This window comes from bacterium (genome assembly GCA_026708015.1).
Taxonomy (GTDB): Bacteria; Actinomycetota; Acidimicrobiia; order Acidimicrobiales; family Bin134; genus Poriferisocius.
On sequence record JAPOVT010000013.1, the window covers coordinates 1 to 21,231 of the forward strand.

General features: G+C 64.7%; 20 protein-coding genes. 10 read left to right on the plus strand and 10 right to left on the minus strand.

The genetic code is table 11. The features are described 5' to 3' along the window. The first annotated feature begins 747 nt into the window (after nucleotides 1-747). On the plus strand, nucleotides 748-978 hold the full coding sequence (locus OXG30_02690) for a hypothetical protein (GenBank protein ID MCY4133807.1): 231 nt from the start codon (nucleotides 748-750) through the stop codon (nucleotides 976-978). Beyond that, nucleotides 975-1,367 carry a PIN domain-containing protein gene (locus tag OXG30_02695; GenBank protein MCY4133808.1) on the plus strand — a complete coding sequence of 131 codons (393 nt, stop codon included), beginning with the start codon at nucleotides 975-977 and terminating at the stop codon, nucleotides 1,365-1,367. Before OXG30_02690 ends, OXG30_02695 begins: the two co-directional genes overlap by 4 nt. 643 nt (nucleotides 1,368-2,010) lie before the next feature. Here the strand turns inward: OXG30_02695 and OXG30_02700 are convergent. The 4 genes from OXG30_02700 to OXG30_02715 are packed head-to-tail and all read right to left on the minus strand — an operon-like array spanning nucleotide 2,011 to nucleotide 5,752. Then, complete coding sequence (locus OXG30_02700; protein MCY4133809.1) at nucleotides 2,011-2,991, minus strand: amidohydrolase family protein; 981 nt, start codon at nucleotides 2,989-2,991, stop codon at nucleotides 2,011-2,013. 43 nt (nucleotides 2,992-3,034) lie between these two features. Further along, nucleotides 3,035-3,793, minus strand: a complete 759-nt coding sequence (locus OXG30_02705; protein MCY4133810.1) for a hypothetical protein — start codon at nucleotides 3,791-3,793, stop codon at nucleotides 3,035-3,037. Nucleotides 3,794-3,835: 42 nt separating this feature from the next. Beyond that, entirely contained in the window at nucleotides 3,836-4,594 is a 759-nt protein-coding gene (locus OXG30_02710) for a glucose 1-dehydrogenase (protein MCY4133811.1), read from the minus strand. 3 nt (nucleotides 4,595-4,597) lie between these two features. Further along, nucleotides 4,598-5,752, minus strand: coding sequence for an acyl-CoA dehydrogenase family protein (locus tag OXG30_02715; GenBank protein ID MCY4133812.1), 1,155 nt, complete (start codon nucleotides 5,750-5,752; stop codon nucleotides 4,598-4,600). Between the two features lie 55 nt (nucleotides 5,753-5,807). Here OXG30_02715 and OXG30_02720 point away from each other — a divergent pair, with 55 nt between their 5' ends. The 6 genes from OXG30_02720 (at nucleotide 5,808) to OXG30_02745 (ending at nucleotide 11,793) form a co-directional block, all read left to right on the plus strand. Then, nucleotides 5,808-6,578 (plus strand): enoyl-CoA hydratase-related protein, encoded by a 771-nt coding sequence (locus OXG30_02720; protein ID MCY4133813.1) that lies wholly within the window; start codon nucleotides 5,808-5,810, stop codon nucleotides 6,576-6,578. Nucleotides 6,579-6,609: 31 nt separating this feature from the next. Continuing rightward, entirely contained in the window at nucleotides 6,610-8,280 is a 1,671-nt protein-coding gene (locus OXG30_02725; GenBank protein MCY4133814.1) for an AMP-binding protein, read from the plus strand. A gap of 52 nt (nucleotides 8,281-8,332) precedes the next feature. Then, entirely contained in the window at nucleotides 8,333-9,175 is an 843-nt protein-coding gene (locus OXG30_02730; protein ID MCY4133815.1) for a hypothetical protein, read from the plus strand. Between the two features lie 41 nt (nucleotides 9,176-9,216). Further along, complete coding sequence (locus tag OXG30_02735; protein ID MCY4133816.1) at nucleotides 9,217-10,206, plus strand: mechanosensitive ion channel; 990 nt, start codon at nucleotides 9,217-9,219, stop codon at nucleotides 10,204-10,206. Nucleotides 10,207-10,240: 34 nt separating this feature from the next. Next, nucleotides 10,241-11,041, plus strand: a complete 801-nt coding sequence (locus OXG30_02740) for an HAD hydrolase family protein (protein ID MCY4133817.1) — start codon at nucleotides 10,241-10,243, stop codon at nucleotides 11,039-11,041. Between the two features lie 149 nt (nucleotides 11,042-11,190). Beyond that, entirely contained in the window at nucleotides 11,191-11,793 is a 603-nt protein-coding gene (locus tag OXG30_02745; GenBank protein ID MCY4133818.1) for a pyridoxamine 5'-phosphate oxidase family protein, read from the plus strand. Between the two features lie 137 nt (nucleotides 11,794-11,930). On the opposite strand, the gene OXG30_02750 is transcribed toward OXG30_02745, so the two are convergent. Continuing rightward, nucleotides 11,931-12,824 (minus strand): TIGR03619 family F420-dependent LLM class oxidoreductase, encoded by an 894-nt coding sequence (locus OXG30_02750; protein MCY4133819.1) that lies wholly within the window; start codon nucleotides 12,822-12,824, stop codon nucleotides 11,931-11,933. Nucleotides 12,825-12,866: 42 nt separating this feature from the next. Further along, a complete protein-coding gene (locus tag OXG30_02755; protein ID MCY4133820.1) occupies nucleotides 12,867-13,871 on the minus strand; it encodes a hypothetical protein in 1,005 nt (334 codons plus the stop codon). 69 nt (nucleotides 13,872-13,940) lie between these two features. Here OXG30_02755 and OXG30_02760 point away from each other — a divergent pair, with 69 nt between their 5' ends. Continuing rightward, a complete protein-coding gene (locus OXG30_02760; GenBank protein MCY4133821.1) occupies nucleotides 13,941-15,227 on the plus strand; it encodes a cytochrome P450 in 1,287 nt (428 codons plus the stop codon). Between the two features lie 6 nt (nucleotides 15,228-15,233). On the opposite strand, the gene purM is transcribed toward OXG30_02760, so the two are convergent. Genes purM through purL form a run of 3 tightly spaced genes read right to left on the minus strand, consistent with a single transcriptional unit; the run spans nucleotide 15,234 to nucleotide 20,021 of the window. Further along, entirely contained in the window at nucleotides 15,234-16,295 is a 1,062-nt protein-coding gene (purM, locus tag OXG30_02765) for a phosphoribosylformylglycinamidine cyclo-ligase (GenBank protein MCY4133822.1), read from the minus strand. Between the two features lie 29 nt (nucleotides 16,296-16,324). Beyond that, complete coding sequence (purF, locus tag OXG30_02770) at nucleotides 16,325-17,830, minus strand: amidophosphoribosyltransferase (protein MCY4133823.1); 1,506 nt, start codon at nucleotides 17,828-17,830, stop codon at nucleotides 16,325-16,327. Then, nucleotides 17,823-20,021 carry a phosphoribosylformylglycinamidine synthase subunit PurL gene (purL, locus tag OXG30_02775; protein MCY4133824.1) on the minus strand — a complete coding sequence of 733 codons (2,199 nt, stop codon included), beginning with the start codon at nucleotides 20,019-20,021 and terminating at the stop codon, nucleotides 17,823-17,825. The genes purF and purL overlap by 8 nt, the downstream gene beginning before the upstream one ends. Before the next feature lie 136 nt (nucleotides 20,022-20,157). Between purL and OXG30_02780 the strand changes: the two genes are divergently transcribed. Next, nucleotides 20,158-20,556, plus strand: coding sequence for a hypothetical protein (locus OXG30_02780; GenBank protein ID MCY4133825.1), 399 nt, complete (start codon nucleotides 20,158-20,160; stop codon nucleotides 20,554-20,556). Here the strand turns inward: OXG30_02780 and purQ are convergent. Continuing rightward, entirely contained in the window at nucleotides 20,553-21,215 is a 663-nt protein-coding gene (gene purQ, locus OXG30_02785) for a phosphoribosylformylglycinamidine synthase subunit PurQ (protein MCY4133826.1), read from the minus strand. The genes OXG30_02780 and purQ overlap by 4 nt on opposite strands. Nucleotides 21,216-21,231 lie beyond the last annotated feature (16 nt).

The window sequence follows — 21,231 nt, forward strand, 5'->3', positions numbered from 1 at the left end:
CCACATCAAATGAAAACCATCACGACCGGTTACACAAAAAAACTGACAGACCCCTTGATTGTTCCGTTTATACGCAATCCGCAGGAATGGGTTTGGCCCGCCGAAATTGCAGTGAACTTGTCCTCGGGAGCGGCTAACTGCCCGTAAGATCGATCCCCCCAACAGTCGATCGTCTCGTCCCAGCGCAATTCCGCCAGATTTGGGAATGCACAATCCCTGCGCAGCACCCCCCAACAGTCAACCGTGCCGTCTTCATGCAGCCCACAGGCAAAGTCCAACCCAACTGAGACCTCGCTCCACGGGCCATCTGGAATTTCCGCCCAGGGGGGAGTCACCGGCTCCGGGGTTGGGGTCGGCGTAAACCAAGGGGTGGGTGATGGAGGCGGGCTAGGCGCTGGAGTCGAAGTCGGCGCTGATGTAGGCGTCGGAGATACCACCGAAGTGGAAGTAGTTGTTGGGGTCGGAGCAGGAGTCAGTGCCGCAGTCTCAGTAGCGGTTGGCTGAGCGGTGGTGGTTACTTCTTCAAAGGCCGGAAGTAGACCAACCTTCTCTCCATCATCACTTGAGCAAGCCGCTGCCCCAAGCATCACAACTAGCAGCAAACCGGTCCTACGTGCGCGCACCTATCGACCCCTTTGCGAGTACTCGACGCATCACGACCCTATTCGGTTCCCTGTTTCCACCGTCAGTAGGCCAGGAAGCAAATTTGCAGTGCCTTCTACGTATATCTATCGCTAATATGTACGTATGCCGAATCGAACGATCTATCTGCCCGATGAGCTCGACGAGATCAGCCGCCGTGTCGGTCTCAATCTTTCCCGGCTGACCCAGCAGGCGATCCGAGACTTTGTTGCGGAGCACCATGAAACGGCCCTCGAAGCCCGCATAGATGCCATCTCGGCCCGATGTCGGGAGTTGGGAATTGACTGGCCCACGGACTATCTGGATAAGCAACGATCAGAAGCCGGAGAGCGATGACGATCGTTGTCGACGCCAACATCGCCATTGCGATTCTCGACTCACAGCATCAGTTCCATCGAGCCGCGGTTCAGCGCTGCCTAGAGGCCGACGGTGTCGCCATCTTGAACATCACCCACGCCGAGGCGCTGATCTATCCGAGTCGCATGGAGAAGCTCGATGAGGCGACCACGGTACTTGACCAGCTTGGGTTCAACCCAGAAGTTCTCGACAACGGCGTTGCCGACCGGGCCAGGGAACTGCGCGCCGAATACGGCAACCGGAATTTTCCAATGGTGGACGCTGCGGTCGTGGCTTTGAGTATTGAACGGGACTGGCCAGTTGTGACATGCGACACCAAATGGCCAGAGATTGCAGAAGCAGAAATCGAGGTTCTTTCCTCCTCATAACACAGGAAGAGTCGAAACTATGACCGCCGCCCGCCTGGGCGGCCAGCCAAGAGGGAGAAGGCTACGCCTCCTCAGGGCATGTCCAGGAGGCTCCTACCACCCCAGCACTCGACGGTCCTGTCCGTGCGCAAACCACAGGTGTAGCCCGAGCCGGATGAGACCGCCGACCAAGTGCCGTCCCTGGTAGCTGTCCAAGAACCAGCGACATTGTCGATGATTGTGACGTGGATTGGAACCGGTTCGGGCGTGGGAGTGGGAGAGGGCTCGGCATCGGGAGTTGATACCGGCACTGCTGTCGGTTCCGGGGTCGGCAACGGCGTGGGCGAAGGCAACGGCGTCGGGCTAGGAGTGTTAGGGGGCGATGGTGCTGGAACCGGAGAAGCATCGGCACCGAGGACTGCTACCGCAGTTGGAGTAGGGGCTGGCGCAGGACCCGGTGTCGCACTCTCAATTCTTGTTGAGGGGCAGCGGGAATCACATGATCCTTTGCCCGGACAATGCCTTCCCCTTCACTGCTATCGCTTGAGCAGGCCGTGACCGCTATGGCCACAACCAAGATCAATGCAGTCCAGCGAACGCTCACCATCGCCCCCTTGCAAGCAATAGACGCTTCTCGACCTAGTTTGGTTCCTATTCTTCTGATTCAGAGCCGGAGCAGGCGGGTGGCGTTGGCGTTGAGGGTTTCGGCCAGGTCGGCCACGTCGGGGCCTGTGCCTCGGTCCCAGCCGCCGAAGTTCGTGCCGTAGACCAGGCGGTCGATGCCGTATTGCTCCAGAGCGAGATTGAGCTCGGCGGGGCCGGTGATGTGGCAGTCGAACCATAGGCGGCTGAGGGCTCGGTCGAAGGCCCCTGATTCCTTGATCCACTCGGGGGCGGCGGGGCGGCGCTCGGCCAGCTTGCGGAGCTTGGACAGGACGATGGGGGTGGTGCCGCCGCCGTGGGACAGGCACAGATCCAGATCAGGGTGGCGTTCGGTGACCCCGCCGAACACCAGGGTGGCCACCGCCACCGTCTCCTCATAGGAGTACTCCAACACTAGGTCCAGGTCCCAGCGGCGCAGCCGGGGATCGAGCAGCGGGCCGTCGATGCCCGACTGGGTGGGATGCAGAAAGTGGGGCACGTCGAGCTCCGTACACAGCGACCAGAGCTGGTCGAGGGCCGGGTCGTCCAGCGGGGTGCCGAAGTCGGTGCCGGTGTAGCCGGCCAGGAGGCCCAAGTCTCGCACAGCTCGCTCCAGTTCGGCGCAGGCCGCGTCGAGGTCCTGCATGGGCAGCGCAGCCAGACCGACGAAGCGATCGGGACGGGCAGCCACAGCGGCGGCCAGATCATCGTTGTGGCGGCGGCAGAAGTCGATGGCCAACTGAGGCTCGATGAAGTGGAGATAGGTGAGCGGGTTAGGCGACAGGGCCTGCACTGCTATCCCCTGGGCGTCCATGGCCTCGAGGCGCATATCCAACTCGGTAAATAGAGACCCTCGGTAGGCCACCCCGTTGAGCTGGTAGCCGCCTACCCGAAACCAGGGGGTGCCGTCGTCGTGGGCACCGATCTCGGGGCCGCACGGGCCGGCCGCGCCCATAGTGCCCTCCAGCACGATGTGGGCGTGGACATCGATGAGCCCGGTCATGGGGGTGAGCCTCCGCTGCCTGCCTTGGAGGTGGCGGGCAAACCTATTGGCGGCCTTCCATGATCCCATCGGCGCCGGGCAGCCAGGAGGCCACGCCGGAGATGGGGATGGCGCACACCACCGCCTCGGTGATCTCGGCCTCGGAGGCTCCGGCGTTGCGGGCGCCGTTGGCGTGGATGTTCACGAACCGGCTGGAGAACTCCGCGGCGTTGATGGTGCACAGCAGCAGCTCAACGTGCTTGGCGTCGAGCATGTTCTCGGCCAGCGACCACTGGCGCATCAATACATAGCCCTCCAAGGCTCGAGGGGCATGGTCGGCCATCACCTCGATGTAGTCGGGCACGAAACCGAAGTAGCTCTGGAAGTAGTCCAGCGCCGCCTGGCGATCGAGGGTGAAATCGGGAATCGGCTCGGTGGACTGGTCGGCAGCGATGTCGAACGCCTGGTCAATGGCCCGGGCGAAGGCGTTGTAGGTGGCTTCGCCCCGGGAGATGAGCACGGCCAGCGATGCGCCCCGGGCGTCGCTCAGGCTCAACCCCAGCTCGCGAGACCGGGTCATCTCCCTAAGGGCTTGCTCCGGCTGGCACCGAACCGCGGCGGCGCAGGCCATGTACAGCGCCTTGGCCCACGCGGGGCAGGCCCCGTCGCGGTCGGTCACGTCGCGGATGCGGGCGTAGCCCTCGGCAAACTTGGGGGAGATGGCGGCCAGTTCGCCGCCAGCCAGTGCAGGACTGCCCAACTCGCTGTGGACCGCGTTGTTGGACCCAGCTTGCGCATCTCTTGCAGCGGCTTGCATGGTCATCTCTTGCCTCCCTTGGCCATTTTCATTGTCAGAGCTTCATCATCAAAGCTTGGACGCTTCTCCGCCGTCGATCACGAAACACGAACCGGTAACGAACCCGGACGCCTCCGATGCTAGGTAACAGACCAGCGGTCCGAGCTCATCGGGGTGGCCCATGCGGCGTACAGGTATCTTGCGCAGCCGGGCGGCCAGGGTGTCGGGATCGCCCAACACCGCGGCCTGGGCATCGGTTTCGAACGCACCGGGGGCGATCACGTTCACCCGGATGTTGTAGCGGGCCCACTCCCCGGCCAGGGCCTCGGTGAGCCGCAACAGCCCGCCCTTGGAGGCCGAATAGGCGGCCAGGGTCGGCTTGCCCTTGAGCCCCGAAGTAGAGGCCACGTTGATCACCGAGCCGGGCCGGGCAGCATCGATCCAGTATGTGGCGGCTTGTCGGGCCAAAGCCGCCGGTGCGGCCAGGTTCACGGCCAGCACCTCGTCGAACACATCGTCAGGCTGGTCGACGAACTTGGAGGCGGGAGCGATGCCCGCGTTGTTGACCACCGAGTCGAGTCGGTCGAACCGGCTCACCGCCTCATCCACCAGCCCGGCCACTGCGTCTCGGTCCCGCATGTCGCACGGCACCGCAGCCACCGCGTCGCCCAGTTCGTCGGCCAGCGAGTCCAGGGCATCTGTGGAGCGGGCGGCGGCCACCACCCTGGCCCCTTCGGCCACCATGGCCCGCACTGCGGCCTCTCCCAACCCCCGGCTGGCCCCGGTCACCACCGTCACGTGGCCGTCAAGGCCCCAATCCACCGCCATTGCCTACTCCCCCTCCTCGCCCTGTCGGTCGGCCGCTTCGTCGCACAGCCGGCTGGCGATGCCCAGCCGGAGCACTTCGGAGGCCCCCTCGTAGATGCGCATGGGTCGGGCCTGGCGGTAGTAGCGCTCAATGTCGGAGCCCCGAATGAGCCCCCATCGGCCCATCACCTGCACGCAGCGGTCAACCACCCGGCTGGCCGCCTCGGTGGCGGCCAGCTTGGCCAGCGACGACCGGTCGAGGTGGGCCGACGGATCCTCCCGGGCGGCCTCGGCGGTGGCGTAGGCCAACAGCCGGGTGGCCTCCAACTCGGCCCAAGAGTCGGCCAGCAGGCCCGCGACTGGTCCCAGCCGCACCAGTGGCCGGCCGAACTGTTCGCGGACCGCCGCGTGGTTTGCCGCGCAGGTCAGCGCCCCGTCCATCAGCCCCACCGCGGCCCCGGCCACTGAGATGCGAAACACCGACAAGGTGGCCAGAACATGGCGGAATCCGGCGCCGGGTTCGCCCAATCGAGCCGAAGCCGGCAGGCGCACCCGGTCGAAGGTCACCTCGCCCAGCACATGGGGGGCGATGATCTCCGGAGAGGGCTCGATCGACACACCAGGAGCATCGGCGGGCACCAACACCAGCGAGAACCGGTTCTCCTCCCGGGCCATGGTGGTGTAGAACCCAGCCGCCCCGGCATTGGAGATGAACGACTTGGCCCCGTTTAATTCCACTTCATCGTCGTGGTCGGTCAGCGTGGTCTCGATTCCCCGCAGATCGGATCCCGCCACCGGCTCGGTGAGGGCCAAAGCAGCCAGCACCTCAGCGTTGGCCACCTTGGGCAGCCACTGCTCCCGTTGCTCATCAGTGCCGGCCACGGCAATGGCGTAGCTGCCGATGCCTTGGAGGGCGAACAACGAGTCCAAGTGCGACGAAGCCCGCATAAGGGCCTCCCGAACCACGCACACCGCCAGCGGGTCCACTCGCTCGTAGCGACCGCCATAAGCAGCGGGCACCATCAGCGAGCAGAGGTCGCTGCCCCGCAGCACATCGAGGGTGGGCTGATGTATGTGGTTGGCCTCGTCGGCCTCCGCGGCGAACGCGGCCACTTGGCGGGCCACCGCCCGGGCCTCTTCTTGGATTGCCCGTGTGCCGGAGTCGAGCTCGAACGCCATACGATGCCGGACAGTACGCGCTAGGAATTAATCGCGCTACAGCAGGGGGACCACCGTGAGCGACATAATCGTTGAGCGAAACGACCGAGTCGTCTGGCTGAGGCTGAACCGCCCCGAGCGATTGAACTCCTACGACCGCAACACCATCGACGAGATCATCGCCGCCTTCCGGGAGCACGTCGACGCCGGGGTGGTGGTGATCACCGGGCAAGGGCGGGCGTTTTGCGCGGGGGGATATCTGGCCAATTTGGCCGAAGCGAACTTCTATGAGCTGCGGACGATGTTCTACGGCTCGCTGGAGCTGTTCGACGCCATTCGCAACGCCCCCATGCCGGTGATCGCCGCGGTGAATGGGCCGGCCTTCGGCGGCGGCAACGAGTTGGTGGTGGCCTGCGACTTCGCCATAGCCGCCGAGTCGGCCGAGCTGGGCCAGACCGGGGTCAAGGTGGGCAGCGCCCCAGTGCTTGGGGGCACCAACCTGTTGGCCATGACCGTCGGGGAGAAGCGGGCCAAAGAAGTGGCCTTTTTGTGCCGCAAATACACCGCTCAGCAAGCCTGCGACATGGGCTGGATAAACGCAGTGGTGCCCGACGAGGAGCTGGAGAACGAGGTGCTGCGGTGGTGCGATGAGCTGCTGGCCATGAGCCCCCGCTATCTGGAAGCGGCCAAGATCAGCTCCAATGTGTACTGGAACCAGCTGCGCGACAACATGGCCTCGGGGCTGGGGATGCTGGCCCAGGCCATCGGGTCGCCCGACATGATCGAGGGCGCCACCGCGTTCATGGAGAAGCGCCGCCCGCAATTCCCCCCGAGAACCGCCCGATGAGTTTGCGCTGCCCCAGCCACAGGCCTGTGCCGTGACCCGCTACTACGACCAGTACCGGCCCACCTTCGACGACAAGGGGCTGTGGAGCGCGCCGGCAGTGCTGGCCGAACGGGCCCGAACCCACGGCGACAAGACCTACTTGGAGGTGGGCTGGACCTCCGAGCGGTTCACCTATGCCCATAGCCACGAGATCGCCCAGCGGGTGGGGCGGGGGCTGCTGGCCGGGGGGGCCGCTCCCGGCGACCGGCTGCTCATCATGGCGCCCAACTCGGCGGCCTACATCTGGAGCTGGCTGGGTTCGGCAGTGGCCGGGATGGCCGAGGTGCCGATCAACACCGCCTATCGGGGATCGTTCCTCGAACACCAGACCACCACAGTGTCGCCGTCAGCAGCGGTGATCCACGCCGACTACGCCGACCGGTTTGTTGAGCTGCCCGACGCGGTGGGCTCCATCGGCTGCTTCTACCTGCTGGGCGACGACGGCAAGATCGCCAAGGGCGGACGGGTGCTGGACGAGGCCGGTCTGCGGTGGCAGCGCTGGGACACCCTGCTGAGCGACGGCAACGCCGATCAAGCCCTGCCCGAGGTGTCGTATCGGGACCTGGGGTCGGTGTTTTTCACGTCAGGCACCACCGGGCTGTCCAAAGGGGTGATGATGCCCCACGCCCACATGCACCTGTTCGCCGATGAGTGCGTGTCGCTCACCCGGCTGACCAACGCCGATGCCTATATGTCGTGCGGGCCGCTGTTCCACGGCAACTCGCACTTTCTGGCCGCCTATCCGGCGCTGATCGCCGGGGCCCGCTACGTGCTCCAAGAGCGGTTCTCGGCCAGCCATTGGCTCGAGCAGGTGCGGCACAGCGGGGCCACCGTCACCAACTTCGTCGGGGTGATGATGGACTTCGTGTGGCAGCAGCCCCCCACCGAAGCCGATGCCGACAACCAGCTTCGGTGCGTGTTCGCCGCTCCCACCATGTCGAGCGTGCTGGATGAGTTCAAGGCCCGATTCGGCATCGATGCGTTCGTGGAGGTGTTCGGGCTAACCGAGACGTGCATGCCCATCCTCACCCCCTACGGGGAGGATCGCCCGGCGGGAGCGGCCGGGCTCTTGAACCGGGACTGGTTCGACATCCGCCTGGTGGACCCCGACACCGACGAGGAGGTGCCGGTGGGAGAGGTTGGCGAGCTGGTGGTGCGCTCCCGGGTTCCGTGGACCACATGCATGGGCTATTACGGCATGGCCGAGCAGACCTGGGACGCGTTCAGGAATCTGTGGTTCCACACCGGCGACGGACTCCGCCGGGACGCCGAGGGCTGGTACTACTTCGTCGACCGCCTCAAAGACGCCATCCGCCGCCGGGGGGAGAACATCAGCTCGTTCGAGGTGGAGCAGGCCTTGACAGGCCACGAGGCCATTGCCGAGGTGGCGGTGGTGGCAGTACCCGCCGACCAGGAAGCCGGAGAGGACGAGGTGCTGGCCGCGGTGGTTCTAGAGCCCGACGCCGCCCTCAGCGCCGATGAATTCTGGGCGTACGCCGACCGTCGGCTGCCCTATTTCGCGGTGCCTCGCTACGTGCGCTTCACCCCTGAGCTGCCCAAGACCCCGTCAGAAAAGGTGCGGAAAGTGGAGCTGCGAGACCAGGGGGTGGACGATCAGACATTCGACCGAGGCCCCATCAGCCGACCGAAGGATCGCCGGTGAACAATGGGTCGAGCAGGATCGAGCTGTCGCCAATGAACCCAGGGGAGAGTCGATGAGCCAGAGCGCAGACAAGCAGACCGAGGTGCTGGCCTCGGCACGGGGCCGGGTGGTGTGCATGGACTCGGCCTACGACGTGGACGAGACCAATCGCGGCCAGGACGTGTGCGTCAACTCGTCGTATTGCGGCGTGCTGCCCGCCCGATTCATCGCCGAGCACCGGCCCCGGGCGGCCATTGGGATGGACTGCGGCGTGGGGCCGGAGGGATCGGCCATAGCCGGACTGTGGTACCTGGAGGCCCTGGGCATTCCCGCCGCGGTGGCTGACGTGATGACCGCCCATTTGGGCGACGGCGTGCATCTCTACAACAACGGGGTGGTCAGCTTCGTCAACCAGCTCGCTCTGGACTGCGGGGTGAGCGCGGGCATGTCAGTGCGGGAGGCGGCTGCGGCCTTGCTGGACAACGATCCGGAGGCTGCCGCGGCGGCGGAGATCACCAACCGCACCGTGATGGAAACCGCCTCCGACGGGCGCTGCGTGGTGGCCGCCGACTCCATCGCCTTCGGTGCCGCCGAGGACACCGACCGCAATGTGCTGGTCACCGCGGGCCACACCGGCCGCTCGGCGGTGCCCTACCTGCGCCGGTGCCGACCGTTCGGGTTCATATGCTCCGACGGCGGACGGGGCATGGACGACTCCGGCATGGCCGGGCTCTACATCGTGGAGGCCGACGGCCTGGCCGGCGCCACCGTCGACGCCCGCCGAGCCCGCATGGGAAGCGGCCTGTCCCACTACCACGACGGCATCATCTCCGCCGCCAATGCCCCTGCCTCCGCCGCCGGCGTCGAGGTCGGCATGCCTTGCCCCCAAGCCGCCAGCCTGCTGCTGAATCGGTAGGACGTCACTAGAGTGACCACCGACATGCAAGCAGCACTCCGATGAGCATCTTGGCAACGGCCGATCTGCTAGCGCAGTCGTCGGACGACTCGATCATCGACGAGGCCCTGACCGTGTCCGACTGGGTGCAGGCCGGGATCATCGTGGCGGCCACGATTGTTGTGGCGGTGATCGCCGCTCGCCTGGTGCGAAGGGTGCTGATCCATGTGGTGGGGCCGGGCTTCGCAGCGATCGTTACCGCCAGGCTGGCGGGCTATCTCCTCTTCCTGGTCGGGCTGTTCTACGCGCTGACCAGCCTGGGGGTCCAGGTTGGGCCGCTGATCGGCGCCATCGGCCTGGGTGGCTTGGTCCTGGCCCTGGCATTGCAGAAGCTGGTGGAGAACTTCTTCTCCGGATTGATCCTTCAGGCCCGTCGGCCCTTCAGGGTGGGCGACACGGTGCTGCTGGGCGACCACCTCGGCGTCGCCGCCGACATCGACTCCCGCACCACCGTGCTGCGCGGCCTCGACGGATCGGCGGTGCGGGTTCCCAACAGCGAGGTGGCCGCCGGGCCCATCGTCAATCTCACCAACGAAGCTCTGCGACGCAGCGAATTGGAAGTAGGCGTCGCCTATGACACCAACCTGCAAGCAGCCACTGAGTGCCTGATCGAAGCGCTCGCGCGGGTGGAGCGGGTTAGCGCTGAGCCGCCAGCCCAAGCGCTGCTGACCCGCTTCGGGTCGTCAAGCATCGATTTCACGCTGTACTACTGGCACGGCAGCGACGTGCCGACAGAGCTGGCCACCCGCCACGACGTGATCTTGTCGGTCCACCAGAGCCTGGCCGCCGCGGGCATCACCATCGCCTTCCCGCAGGTGGTGGTGTGGCCTGGCCATGAGGAGGACGCACAGCCCTACCGCGGTCGCTCTGGCACCATCGCCGCGACCCCGACTCCGGGCATCCAGCCAACCACGCCACCCGCCCTGGTCCGCCAGCTCACTCGGTGGCGAGTCCGCTCCGGTATCCTGCGCCGCTTCAAGCAGGGCGGCTGACTCCGCCTGCCGGCGACCGCGAACAATGCTGGTAGTGACCGATCTGGATCGGACCTTTTGGGGGCTGGACTGTGTAGCACCGCTAGCCCACTTGGATGCGTTGGCCGAGCTGGAGGCCGCAGGGCATGTCGTTCTGGCGGCTACCGGTCGTCGATTGCGGAACATATCCCGATTGTTCGACTTGAACGGCCTCGAATTGCCCGCGGTTGCGCTTGACGGATCAATCGGGGTGGATTTCGCTGCAAAGGAGCGCTTCCACCGCGTCTCGTTCGAGCCCGGCATGTTCTGGAAGACCCAAACGACCCTGGACGGCATGGGCATCCGACCCTGCCTATACATCGACGACCGAGAGGAGGCCGGGGGCGACGTGGTAATGCCCAACAACCCGACCTCGGTTCAGACTCACTTGGAGTTTCTCGACGAAGACGTCAACCACACCCTCAGCCCCAGCGATGTGGAGCACGATGTGCTGGAACTGGTGTTGACCGGTCTGCCCTCGGACCTCGCCCATGAGGCAGCAAGAGCAGTCCACTCCCAGTCATTGGGCATCGCCCGCGTCGACGAACCCGACCCCCTCTACGGAGGCAGCCGGCTGACGGTGTCGCCCCCCGGGGTATCCAAAGTGTCCGGCGTCGAGGCCTTCTGCCGCTGGAAGGGACTCGACATCGAATTCGCCGCCGTCGGCGACGGGGTGAACGACCTCGAACTCCTAGCAGCCGCCTCCATCAGCATCGCCATCGCCAACAGCCACGCAGCCCAAGCCGCCACGCCCGACCACATCATCCCTCCCCCCGAACAATCCGGCTGGGCCTCCGTCCCCAAGCTCGCGGGTTGAAGCACGGCGAGTGCAGGGGCATGGGTAAGTGTCACACCAGCGTGCAATGCCGAAGGGAGCAACAAGCTCTGCGGGATGTCAACAGCTAACCTGTATGTGTCTGCTACTGATTGGGTGACTTCATGTCTATGAACAGCTCCGAGCCATCTGTGACGACCCATTCGGAGTTGCGGACCGTCTATCGAGAGCCGCTGCCCCGGGCCTCGCAGAAAGTGCTCGATCATCTTGATGTCCACTGCCGCAGGTTCATCGAGATGTCGCCGTTCTGCGTGCTCAGCTCCACGGGTGTCAACGGCCGGGCCGACGCCTCGCCTCGCGGCGACCCGCCTGGGTTCGTGAAAGTCCTCGACGAGCACACGTTGTTGATTCCCGATCGTCCGGGCAACAACCAGGTCGACACCATGCAGAACATCCTCAACCACCCCGTGGTGGGGCTGCTGTTCTTGGTGCCGGGCATGAACGAGACCCTGCGTGTATGCGGCTCGGCCGAGATCGTCACCGATGAGGAGGCCCTCAAACCGCTGACCGTGGACGGCAAAGCACCTCGATCAGGCCTCAAGATCACCATCGAAGACGCATTCCTGCATTGCGGCCGGGCATTGCTCCGCTCCCGCCTATGGGACCCTGAGGTCCAAATCGACCGCTCGCTCTACCCCACTTACGGCCAAGTCTTGGCAGATCAGATCGCTGGCGCCGACGCCAAGGCAATTGACGCCGACGAGGACGAAGCCAACCGCAACCAGCTCTACTAGTGGATCAGGCAGCGGCGGGGGATGGTGGCATTGATGGTGTCGATCCAGGCCAACTGTGAGCTATCGCGCGACAGAACGACTACGGGACGGCGCGGCAGATCAGGGGTCTCACACCACCAGACCTCGCCGTAGCGGAGCTAGCTGATCATTTGGGCGAGAGCATCGACGTGGTTGCGCCATTCGTCGGGGGAGAGAGCTAGGGGGACAAGCAGTACGTGCTCAAGGCCGGCGGCGATGTAGAGGGCCAGGGTTTCGGCGACATGGTCAACATCACCGATCACCATTTCCCGGTCGCCATAGCCGTCGCCTACTACTGACCAGCGGCCGGCGCTGTCGAGCGGGTTGCCGAGTCTCAGCTCCATGTGGATGGAGATTGTGGTTTCTTCTGGAGCGCGACCTAGTCGGCTCTGTTCGGCTCGCAATACATCAAGGCGCTCGGCGAAGACTTCGGGGGGTGCCCAAGTCCCCATCCAGCCATCACACCTTGCGGCTCGGCGGAGGGCTCCGGGGGACGATCCGCCGATCCAAATGGGGATCGGCGCTGCCGGCTGGGGGTTGATCCGCACCCCCGTGAAGCTGAAAAATTCGCTCTGAAACTCAGTGGCCCCCGACCAGGCGGCCCGCCACCCAGCGATGTAGTCGTCCAGCCGCTGCGCCCGATGCACTATGGGCACGCCGCAAGCCTCGAATTCCGGCTCTAGCCATCCGGCCCCCACTCCGAGGGTGGTGCGGCCGGGAGCTAGCCAGTCGAGGGTGGCCCATTGCTTGGCGAACTGCATGGGGTTTCGGTAGGCGGGGATCAGCACCGACGTGCCCAGACCCACCCGCTGAGTGTGGGCCGCCACCGCCGACAACAACGGCACCGGCTCGGGGAAGAACGACGGCATCCCCTCCAGGTCGATGGGCACGGCCACGTGGTCGGCGGTCCACACGTCGTCGAACCCGACGGCCTCGGCTTGCTGGGCAATCTCCACCAGAAGCTCTAGAGAGGCAGCCCGCCCTAGCTGGGGCAGGTGGATGCCCCATCTCATTTGCTTGCTGCCGCTCTGATCAAGGCCGCGTCCATGGCTTGCTCAGTACCGATACCGGGGCCAGGGCGGATGGATTGAATACTCCACCACTCCGTAGCCCCGCTCGCCAGTCTCCAGCACTTCGAAGTCGAAGAAAGGCTCGTGGCAGTCCAGTCGCACCTCGGCGTCGTTCTCGTCCCGCATGAGCCCGTTGCGGGTGTGGGCGTGCTTGCGTCCGGTGCGCACGGTGAGCACCTCGCCGTCTGTGGTCTCAAAGGTCATGTCGAAAGCCATGACGGTGCGCTGGTCCTCCTCCAGCCTGGGTACGCACGTAGACGACCGCAGCGCACGGGTGCCGTCGGCGTCGCCGATCCACCCGCCCACCGAAGGGGTGTCACCAGGCAGCGGCTGCGTCGGACTCATCCAGCCAAAGGAGTTCAAGTGCCGATCGGGCAGTTGCACCGAGGGCCAGAAATGCCCCCACGACTCGGCTTGGGTGCGGCGATGGCGCACATCCCAAGGCCCAGGCCGCTCGAATCGATGGGTCCAGGAGTGGTCCCGATGCGACCAGCAGTCGATGGCCCGCCGCTCCCCCGACCGGGGCCCGCCGCGGGACTCAAAATCGCCCCGGCACACTAAGGCCTGCTCGTAGTGCCCGCCATAGCCCTCATAGGCCCCCAGGGGGTTTCCTCCGAAACAGTCGTTGTAGTCGAACACGCCAAATCGGTCTTCGAAGGTCAGATCGAATCCGAAACGGGGGGCGTCAAGTTGCCAGCGGTACCGGCTGAACGGCTCCTCCACGGAGTAGGACACCCGGCCGTCGCCTAGAACAGAGAACTCCAGCTCCTCTCCAAGCGGCTGACGAGAACCCCACTGCACCGGGACACCATCAATGACGTAGAACGCGCTGGCCCGCAGGTACCCGTGCGACAGGCTGGCGTGGATGTGGTTGATGCCGAATACATCGGCGTCCCGGTCGCACACCGAGAACCAGAAGTTGTCGCTCCACAGGGCATCAGAACCAGGTGGCGGAGCGTGGAGGTATTCGTCGGAAGTGCTAAGCGGCATCGGGGACGACAATAGGCTTTGGGCTCGAAGGGTAGGAAAACAGGCCCGAAGCGAATAGAAATTACCCCCATGGCCGATCTGCCTCTCATCACCCCAATGCCTCGGGTAGCCGACTGCGTGCTTCCCTGGGACGGGCCGGTCAGTGACACCGTGGCGGCCATCAGCGCCGCCCGGTCTGCTTGCGGCGATACCTTCGTGATTGACGGCGGCGACGACCGCTACCTGTTCTTGTTCTCACCCGCTGGCCTCAGAGACTTTTACGCCGTCCCTGAGCAGCAGGCCAGCAAGGGCATTGCCGACTGGAAGATGCTGGTCCGCAAGCTGCCCGACGAGCTCTTTGACGGACGGCGGACCCTGCCCCATGAGCTGTTTACTCGGCCCAATGTGACCGGCTACCTCGAAGCACTGGAGGAGGCCATCTCGATCCAGCTTTCCGAGCTGCGTCCCGGAAATGAGATCGACCTGTTCGATTTCACCCGCCGCCTCGGCCACCGCATGGGCCTGGCCAGCTGGGGCGGGCGCGAGATCCTGCACTCCGACCGATTCGACGAATTGGTCGAAGCGCTCGATGTGCTCGACGGCTCAGAGGCGTTTGTGGCTCCCACCCGGATGCAAGAAGTGGCCCAGACGGAAAAGGCTGCCGAACGCGAGGCCATGGCCAAGGCCGAACAGATCCTGGCCCACTCCATCGCCGCCCGCCGGAGTCCCGCCGGCGACCTGCTGGACATGATCCTGGAACGGTGGGCCGACACCTCTGGCCTTGAACGCCTCACCGGAGTGGCCCGAGACGTGATCCTGGTCCACATCGGATCGATGTCCAACCTGTTCGCGGCACTGGGATGGTCGCTGGTCCATCTGGTGCAGCATCCCGATGTGCTGGCCCGAGTGCGGGCCAAGCAGGACGCCGACCACGACTTGGTATCGCGCTGTGCGCTGGAATCCACCCGGATCGGCCAGCGATCCATCATGCTTCGCACGGTGCTCGAGCCCGTGACCATCGACGATGGCTCTCAGACCTACGAAGTTTCCCCCGGGGCCTCGCTGGCCACTTTCCTGCCGCTCACCAACATGGAAAGCGGTCCCGGATTGGATCGCTACGACCCCGACCGATGGAAGGGGCCCCGCCTGGTGTCGCCCCCGGGGCTGCCCTCTGAGCTGGTTATCACCTTCGGCGTCGGTCCCCACGCCTGTCCGGCCCGGCCCTTCTCGGTCACGGCAATGTCCCGGGTAATCGAGCGGCTGTTCGAGGCCTACGATCTCGAACCCCGGTTCGACAATCCCAAGCCCCGCCCCGACCAGATCGGCGGTGTGGCTCGGGCCGCCGACCCCTGCCCAGTGGCGGTTCGGGCCCGCTAGAGCCCGCTAAGAATCGCTTTGGGCGAACTCACCCACGAGGTGAACCTGGCCATCACCCTTCTCGATCTCTCCCACCACGGTGGCTCGATGCCCGCCAGTTCGCAGAATGTCGATGGCCTTGGTGGCGTCTTTGTCCCTCACGGCCACGATCATGCCCAACCCGAGGTTGAATACCTTGGCCATCTCCTCATCGCCCACATCGCCAATGCGCTGCAACTCGGCGAACACCCGAGGTTGCTCCCAACTGCTTCGATCGACCAAGGCATCAACTTTGTCGGGCAGCACCCGCTCCAGGTTGCCGACAATGCCCCCGCCGGTCACGTGGGCGATGGCCTGTGCCTCCACCTTGGCCAGCATGTCTCGCACTGCTGGGGCGTAGATCACCGACGGCAGCAGCAGCTCATCGGCCACCGAGTGGGAGCTCCCCTCCCAGGCGGGGTCATCCAAACCCCGCTTGGCCACCTCGAAATAGAGACGGCGGGCCAGGGAATAGCCGTTGCTCCGCAAGCCGGGCGACGGCAGCCCGATCAGCGTGTCGCCGGGGCGCACGTCGGCCCCGGTGATCAGCCGCGATCGCTCCACCACCCCCACGGCAAACCCCACCAGTTCAAACTGATTGTCTAACTCGTCTTCTCTAGCAGGGTGCTCCGCCATTTCGCCCCCGATGAGCGCGCAGTCCGCTTGGCGGCAGCCCTCCACCACCCCCACTACCAGTTGCTCGATCCGATCGGGGTCAAGCTTGTGTACCGATATGTAGTCCAACATGAACAGCGGCTCGGCCCCCTGGCACACCAGGTCGTCCACGCACATGGCCACCAGATCGATACCGATGGTGTTGTACCGGCCAGCCGCCGAAGCCACATACGCCTTTGTCCCCACCCCATCGGTGGTCGACACCAATACCGGCTTCTTGTAGCCGTGACGGGTGAAGTCGAACAGCCCTCCGAACCCGCCGATCTCGCCAATCGCCTCCGGTCGAAACGTTGAGCGCACATGCTCCTTGATGCGCTGCACCGCCTCTTCGCCCGCGGCGATATCCACCCCTGACGACTCGTAGGTCTCAACCATCAGTGGATGCCACCCCCTCCGTCGAAAGCTCAGCCGCCGCCGGTGGCCCAGAGCGACGGCGCGGACTCCTCGTCGGCGTCGGCGAACTGCGCGGCACTGCGCTGATAGGAGATCGAGCCGGGCGGCGCCACTGGCACCTCCACCGGATATTCGCCGGTGAGGCAGGCGTTGCAGAATCCGGCCCCCACCGCCCCAGTGGCCTCGGTCAAACCCTCCATGTCGATGAACGCCAGCGTGTCGGCCCCCACGTAATCACACATCTCGGCCACACTGAGGTGGGCCGCCAACAATTCCGTGCGGTCGCCGGTGTCCATGCCGAAATAGCAGGGCCAGCGATAGGGAGGCGAGCTGATGCGGAGGTGAACCTCGGCGGCGCCCGCTTCCCGCAGCATGGTGACCAAAGCCCTCGTTGTGGTGCCTCGCACGATCGAGTCGTCCACCACCACCAGGCGGTTGCCCTCGGTGCTGTCTCGCAGGGGGTTGAGCTTCATGCGCACCCCCATCGACCGCATCTGCTGGCTGGGGGCGATGAACGTGCGGCCGATGTAGCGGTTCTTCACCAGCCCCTGGCCATAGGGGATGCCGCTGGCCCGTGAGAATCCCTCGGCCGCGGGCAGTCCCGATTCGGGCACCCCCATCACCAAGTCGGCATCCACCGGGGACTGTTTGGCCAGCATCTCCCCCATGCGCACCCGGGCGTGGTGCACGCTTTGGCCATAGATCACCGAGTCGGGGCGGGAGAAGTACACGAACTCGAAGATGCACAACCGGGGATCTACCCGCTCCTCCGGGAAGGGGCGCACCGAGCGCACGCCTTCGCCGTTGATCACCACCATCTCCCCCGGGGCGAGCTCCCGCAAAAAGTGGGCCCCCACGATGTCGAGGGCGGGTGTCTCCGAAGCCAGCACCCAGCCCCGATCCAGACGGCCCAGGCACAAAGGGCGGAAGCCGTTGGGGTCGCGCACACCGATCACCCGCTTCTCGTCGGCCAGGACCAGCGAGAAGGCCCCTTCGAGCCGGGGCAGCACTCCTTCCAATGCCCGTTCGAGAACTTTGCCCTCCGATCGGCTCGACGGGGGCATCGCGGAGATCTCGATGGCCAGCAGCTCAGCAATCAAATCGCTGTCGGAGCCAACCATGCCGGGCAGGATCGAAGTCTCCTCGGCCAATTTCGCGGTGTTGGTGAGGTTGCCGTTGTGGCCCAACACAAACTGGTGGTCGCCTGTGCTGCGGTACACGGGCTGGGCGTTGCGCCACGAGCTCGATCCCGCGGTGGAATAGCGGGTGTGGCCGATGCCCAGACGGCCCTCAAGGGTGGCCAAGGTGCGGTCGTCGAACACAGTGGCAACCAAGCCCATGTCCTTGACCACGGTGATGTTCTCTCCGTCGCTCACCGCGATGCCAGCCGATTCCTGGCCTCGGTGCTGCAACGCGTACAGGGCCAGATAATTCAGATGGGCGACGGGATCATGGGGTGCGTAGATGCCAACGACCCCGCAGGCCTCCCGGGGAGAGTCGTCCATGGGATCAGCCACTGTTTAAGTCTGACATGGGCGAGCGCCAGCGGTCGGAAATGGCGGCCAAATCAAGATCCAGCAGCCCTTTGATGGCGAAGCGGTCGCCGGTAGCCAATCCGACTCGGGCGACGGTTACCCCGGTGGCCGCCGCCGCCGCCTCCACCTCGGGAAGCAGCTCGGGGTCTACTGCCGCTACCACGCGAGAGGGCGCCTCGCTGAACAGCTCAGCGTGGTCGTGAATGCGAGCCCCTCGAAAGCCCACGCCGGACACAGCAGCCATCTCAGCCAGTGCTACTCCCAAACCGCCGCCGGACACATCGTGAACGGCTGACAACCGGTTATCGGCCACCAGACCGGCTACAAGACCGGCCACTCGCCGATGCTGCTCGTAGTCCAGCTCGGGCAGCCGGCCCCGCTTGTGCCCGGCTGTGGTCGCGGCCCACTGCGAGCCCGACAGTCCGGCACCGGCCTCACCCAGCACGATCACCCGGTCGCCCTCCCGCCATGCCAGCCCGGGGGGAATCCGCGTCAAACTGTCGATCAACCCCAGCAGGCCGATCACTGGGGTGGGATCGATGTTGTGACCGTTGGACTCGTTGTACAGGCTCACGTTGCCGCCCACCACCGGAATACCGAAGGCATCGCAGGCCTCGGCCATGCCGTCCACCGCCTCGGAGAACTGCCACATCACTTCAGGATGCTCGGGGCTGCCGAAGTTCAAGCAGTTGACCAAGGCCAGCGGTCGAGCCCCGACACAGGCCAGGTTGAGCACCGACTCGGCCACGGTCAACGCAGTGCCGGCCCGGGGGTCGACCGCACACCAGCGATTGTTGCCATCGGTGGTGAGGGCCAAGGCCCGGCCGGTGTCGGCTCCGGTGGCGGGATGCTTGAGCCGCAGCACGGTGGCGTCGCCCCCGGGACCCGCCACGGTGTTGCAGAACAGCATGTGGTCGTACTGCCTGTACACCCATGAAGGGTTGGCCAGGAGATCCAAGAGATCGGCTGCCAGGTCTGCGGGCGGCGGCAGTAGATCCGCGGTATCGGCTCTGGCCGCTTCCCAGTCTGCTGGCGGATGGCGAGGCCGGTCATAAAGAGGCGCTTCTTCGTGCAAAGAAGCCGCCGGCAACTCTCCCAGCACCGGGCCGTCGAATCCGTCCCGTACCCGAAGCTGCCCGCTGTCAGTCACCCGACCTACCACCGCGGCCTGCACATCCCAGCGATCGCAAATGGCCAGCACTTCGGCCAACCCGTCCGGAGCCACTATGGCCAGCATCCGCTCCTGCGACTCGCTGGTGAGGACCTCGAAGGGCTCCATACCCGGCTCACGGCGGGGGACGGCAGCCACGTCCACATCCATCCCCACGCCTCCCCGAGAGGCGGTCTCGCTAGTGGCACAAGTGAGGCCAGCCCCTCCGAGATCCTGGATGCCCACCACCAGCCCGGCGTCCAACAGGGCCAAACAGGCCTCAATGAGGCGCTTCTCTTCAAATGGATCGCCCACCTGTACGCTGGGCCGCTTCTCTGCCTCTTCCTCCTCGTCGCCGAAAGACGCCGAGGCCAGCACGCTCACCCCTCCAATGCCGTCGCGCCCGGTGGACGCCCCCAACAGCACCGCCAGGTTGCCCTCCCCGCTGGCCCGGCCCAGCACCAGCCGATCAACCGGCATCAAGCCGAGGCAGAGCACGTTCACCAGGGGATTGCCGGTATAGGTCTCGTCGAAGACGGTCTCGCCCCCCACCGTCGGCACCCCCACCGCGTTGCCGTACCCGGAGATGCCCGACACCACACCTTCGGCAATCCAGCGGCTGCGGGGATCGCTGGGGAGGCCAAACCGCAATGAGTCCATTACCGCAATCGGGCGAGCGCCCATGGTGAAAATGTCCCGCAGGATTCCGCCCACGCCGGTTGCCGCCCCCTGATAGGGCTCTATGGCCGAAGGGTGATTGTGGCTCTCAATCCGAATGGCAGCGGCAATTCCGTCGCCCACATCTACGACTCCGGCATTCTCACCGGGGCCGACCAATACCCAAGGGGCTTCAGTGGGCAGTCGGCGCAAATGCAACCGAGACGATTTATATGAGCAATGTTCCGACCACATGACTGCATACATGGCCAATTCGAGATGGTTCGGCGGACGATTCAATATCTTCTCGATGGCTTTTGCCTCGTCGTCTGTCAGGCCAAGCAACCGATGCAGCGGTTCGCTCATTTCAATTTGCCCTATCAAACAGTGGGGGTGCATGCTCAGGATGCAGACCAGATTGAGTCTTGAACTTGAACAAACGAGCAGTGCATAGTTGAATTGATCGAATCCAATAGCCCATCAAGAGGAAAAGAGGGTAAAAGTGGTATCTGAAGAAGCCAAAGCCGCACGCGCAGCCGGACAGGCTCAAGGGCGCACGGTCAGCCGTTATCTGACGGCGCTTGACTCGACCAAACCCAAGCGAGGCCGACAGCGCTCCACCGAAAAGATGCAGGCCCGCGTCGCGGAGCTTCCCGATGAGATCGCGCACGCCAAGCCGCTGAAGAGAGTTCATTTGATCCAAGAGCTCATGGACTTGGAAGCCGAGCTCGCCAAAGAAGAAGAAACGGTGGACATCAGCGGCGTTGAAAGCGAATTCATCGCGATTGCCGCTGAGTACAGCGATCGCAAGGGCATTTCCCACGCGGCATGGCGTGAGGTCGGGGTTCCGGCCAGCGTGTTGAAAGCAGCCGGAGTGAGCCGCACTCGCTCAACTGACTAGTCAATACCGATCAGTCCTTTCAGCATTAGGGCACCATCGGTGCTCCCCAGCAACGGGTGAGCAGCACGCTCAGGGTGGGGCATCAGCCCCACAACGTTGCCTCCTTCATTGCGAATCCCTGCTATGTCGGCAGTTGCCCCATTTGGATTGTCTAGGTAGGTGAACACGATTAAGTTGTTTTCCCGCAACTTTGCGAGGGTTTCTTCAGAGCAGACGTAGTTGCCTTCAAAGTGATTGATGGGGATACTCAGCTGATCGCCCAAATTCAACCTTCGTGTCAGCACTGAGTCCGTCGACTCCACCTTCAACATCGCAGGCTGGCACAAGAACTTCAGTCCTTGATTCTTGTATAGGGCTCCCGGAAGCAACTGAGCCTCGGTGAGAATCTGAAAACCATTGCAAATCCCAACCACCGGTCCGCCGTCATTGGCGAATCGAGCCACTGCGTCCATGATCGGGGAGAAACGGGCCATCGCCCCGGTGCGGAGATAGTCGCCATGGGCAAAGCCGCCGGGCAGCACCACTGCGTCGATATTGCCCAGCGTTTTGTCTTTGTGCCAGAGAAGCTCGCCAGAACCGCCTACCGAGTCGACCGCCTCCACCACGTCGTGCTCGCAATTTGAACCGGGGAATACCACCACGCCGACTTTGGCGGTCATGCGCACCCCCAGCACG

Bases quoted from the DNA above. Each gene is read 5' to 3' on its own strand.
- OXG30_02735 (MCY4133816.1), top strand. From the start codon at position 9,217: ATGAGCATCTTGGCAACGGCCGATCTGCTAGCGCAGTCGTCGGACGAC.
- OXG30_02710 (MCY4133811.1), bottom strand. From the start codon at position 4,594: ATGGCGGTGGATTGGGGCCTTGACGGCCACGTGACGGTGGTGACCGGG.
- OXG30_02700 (MCY4133809.1), bottom strand. From the start codon at position 2,991: ATGACCGGGCTCATCGATGTCCACGCCCACATCGTGCTGGAGGGCACT.
- OXG30_02750 (MCY4133819.1), bottom strand. From the start codon at position 12,824: ATGAGATGGGGCATCCACCTGCCCCAGCTAGGGCGGGCTGCCTCTCTA.
- purQ (MCY4133826.1), bottom strand. From the start codon at position 21,215: ATGACCGCCAAAGTCGGCGTGGTGGTATTCCCCGGTTCAAATTGCGAG.
- purL (MCY4133824.1), bottom strand. From the start codon at position 20,021: ATGAGCGAACCGCTGCATCGGTTGCTTGGCCTGACAGACGACGAGGCA.
- purM (MCY4133822.1), bottom strand. From the start codon at position 16,295: ATGGTTGAGACCTACGAGTCGTCAGGGGTGGATATCGCCGCGGGCGAA.
- OXG30_02760 (MCY4133821.1), top strand. From the start codon at position 13,941: ATGGCCGATCTGCCTCTCATCACCCCAATGCCTCGGGTAGCCGACTGC.
- OXG30_02755 (MCY4133820.1), bottom strand. From the start codon at position 13,871: ATGCCGCTTAGCACTTCCGACGAATACCTCCACGCTCCGCCACCTGGT.
- OXG30_02730 (MCY4133815.1), top strand. From the start codon at position 8,333: ATGAGCCAGAGCGCAGACAAGCAGACCGAGGTGCTGGCCTCGGCACGG.
- OXG30_02715 (MCY4133812.1), bottom strand. From the start codon at position 5,752: ATGGCGTTCGAGCTCGACTCCGGCACACGGGCAATCCAAGAAGAGGCC.
- OXG30_02695 (MCY4133808.1), top strand. From the start codon at position 975: ATGACGATCGTTGTCGACGCCAACATCGCCATTGCGATTCTCGACTCA.
- OXG30_02705 (MCY4133810.1), bottom strand. From the start codon at position 3,793: ATGACCATGCAAGCCGCTGCAAGAGATGCGCAAGCTGGGTCCAACAAC.
- OXG30_02690 (MCY4133807.1), top strand. From the start codon at position 748: ATGCCGAATCGAACGATCTATCTGCCCGATGAGCTCGACGAGATCAGC.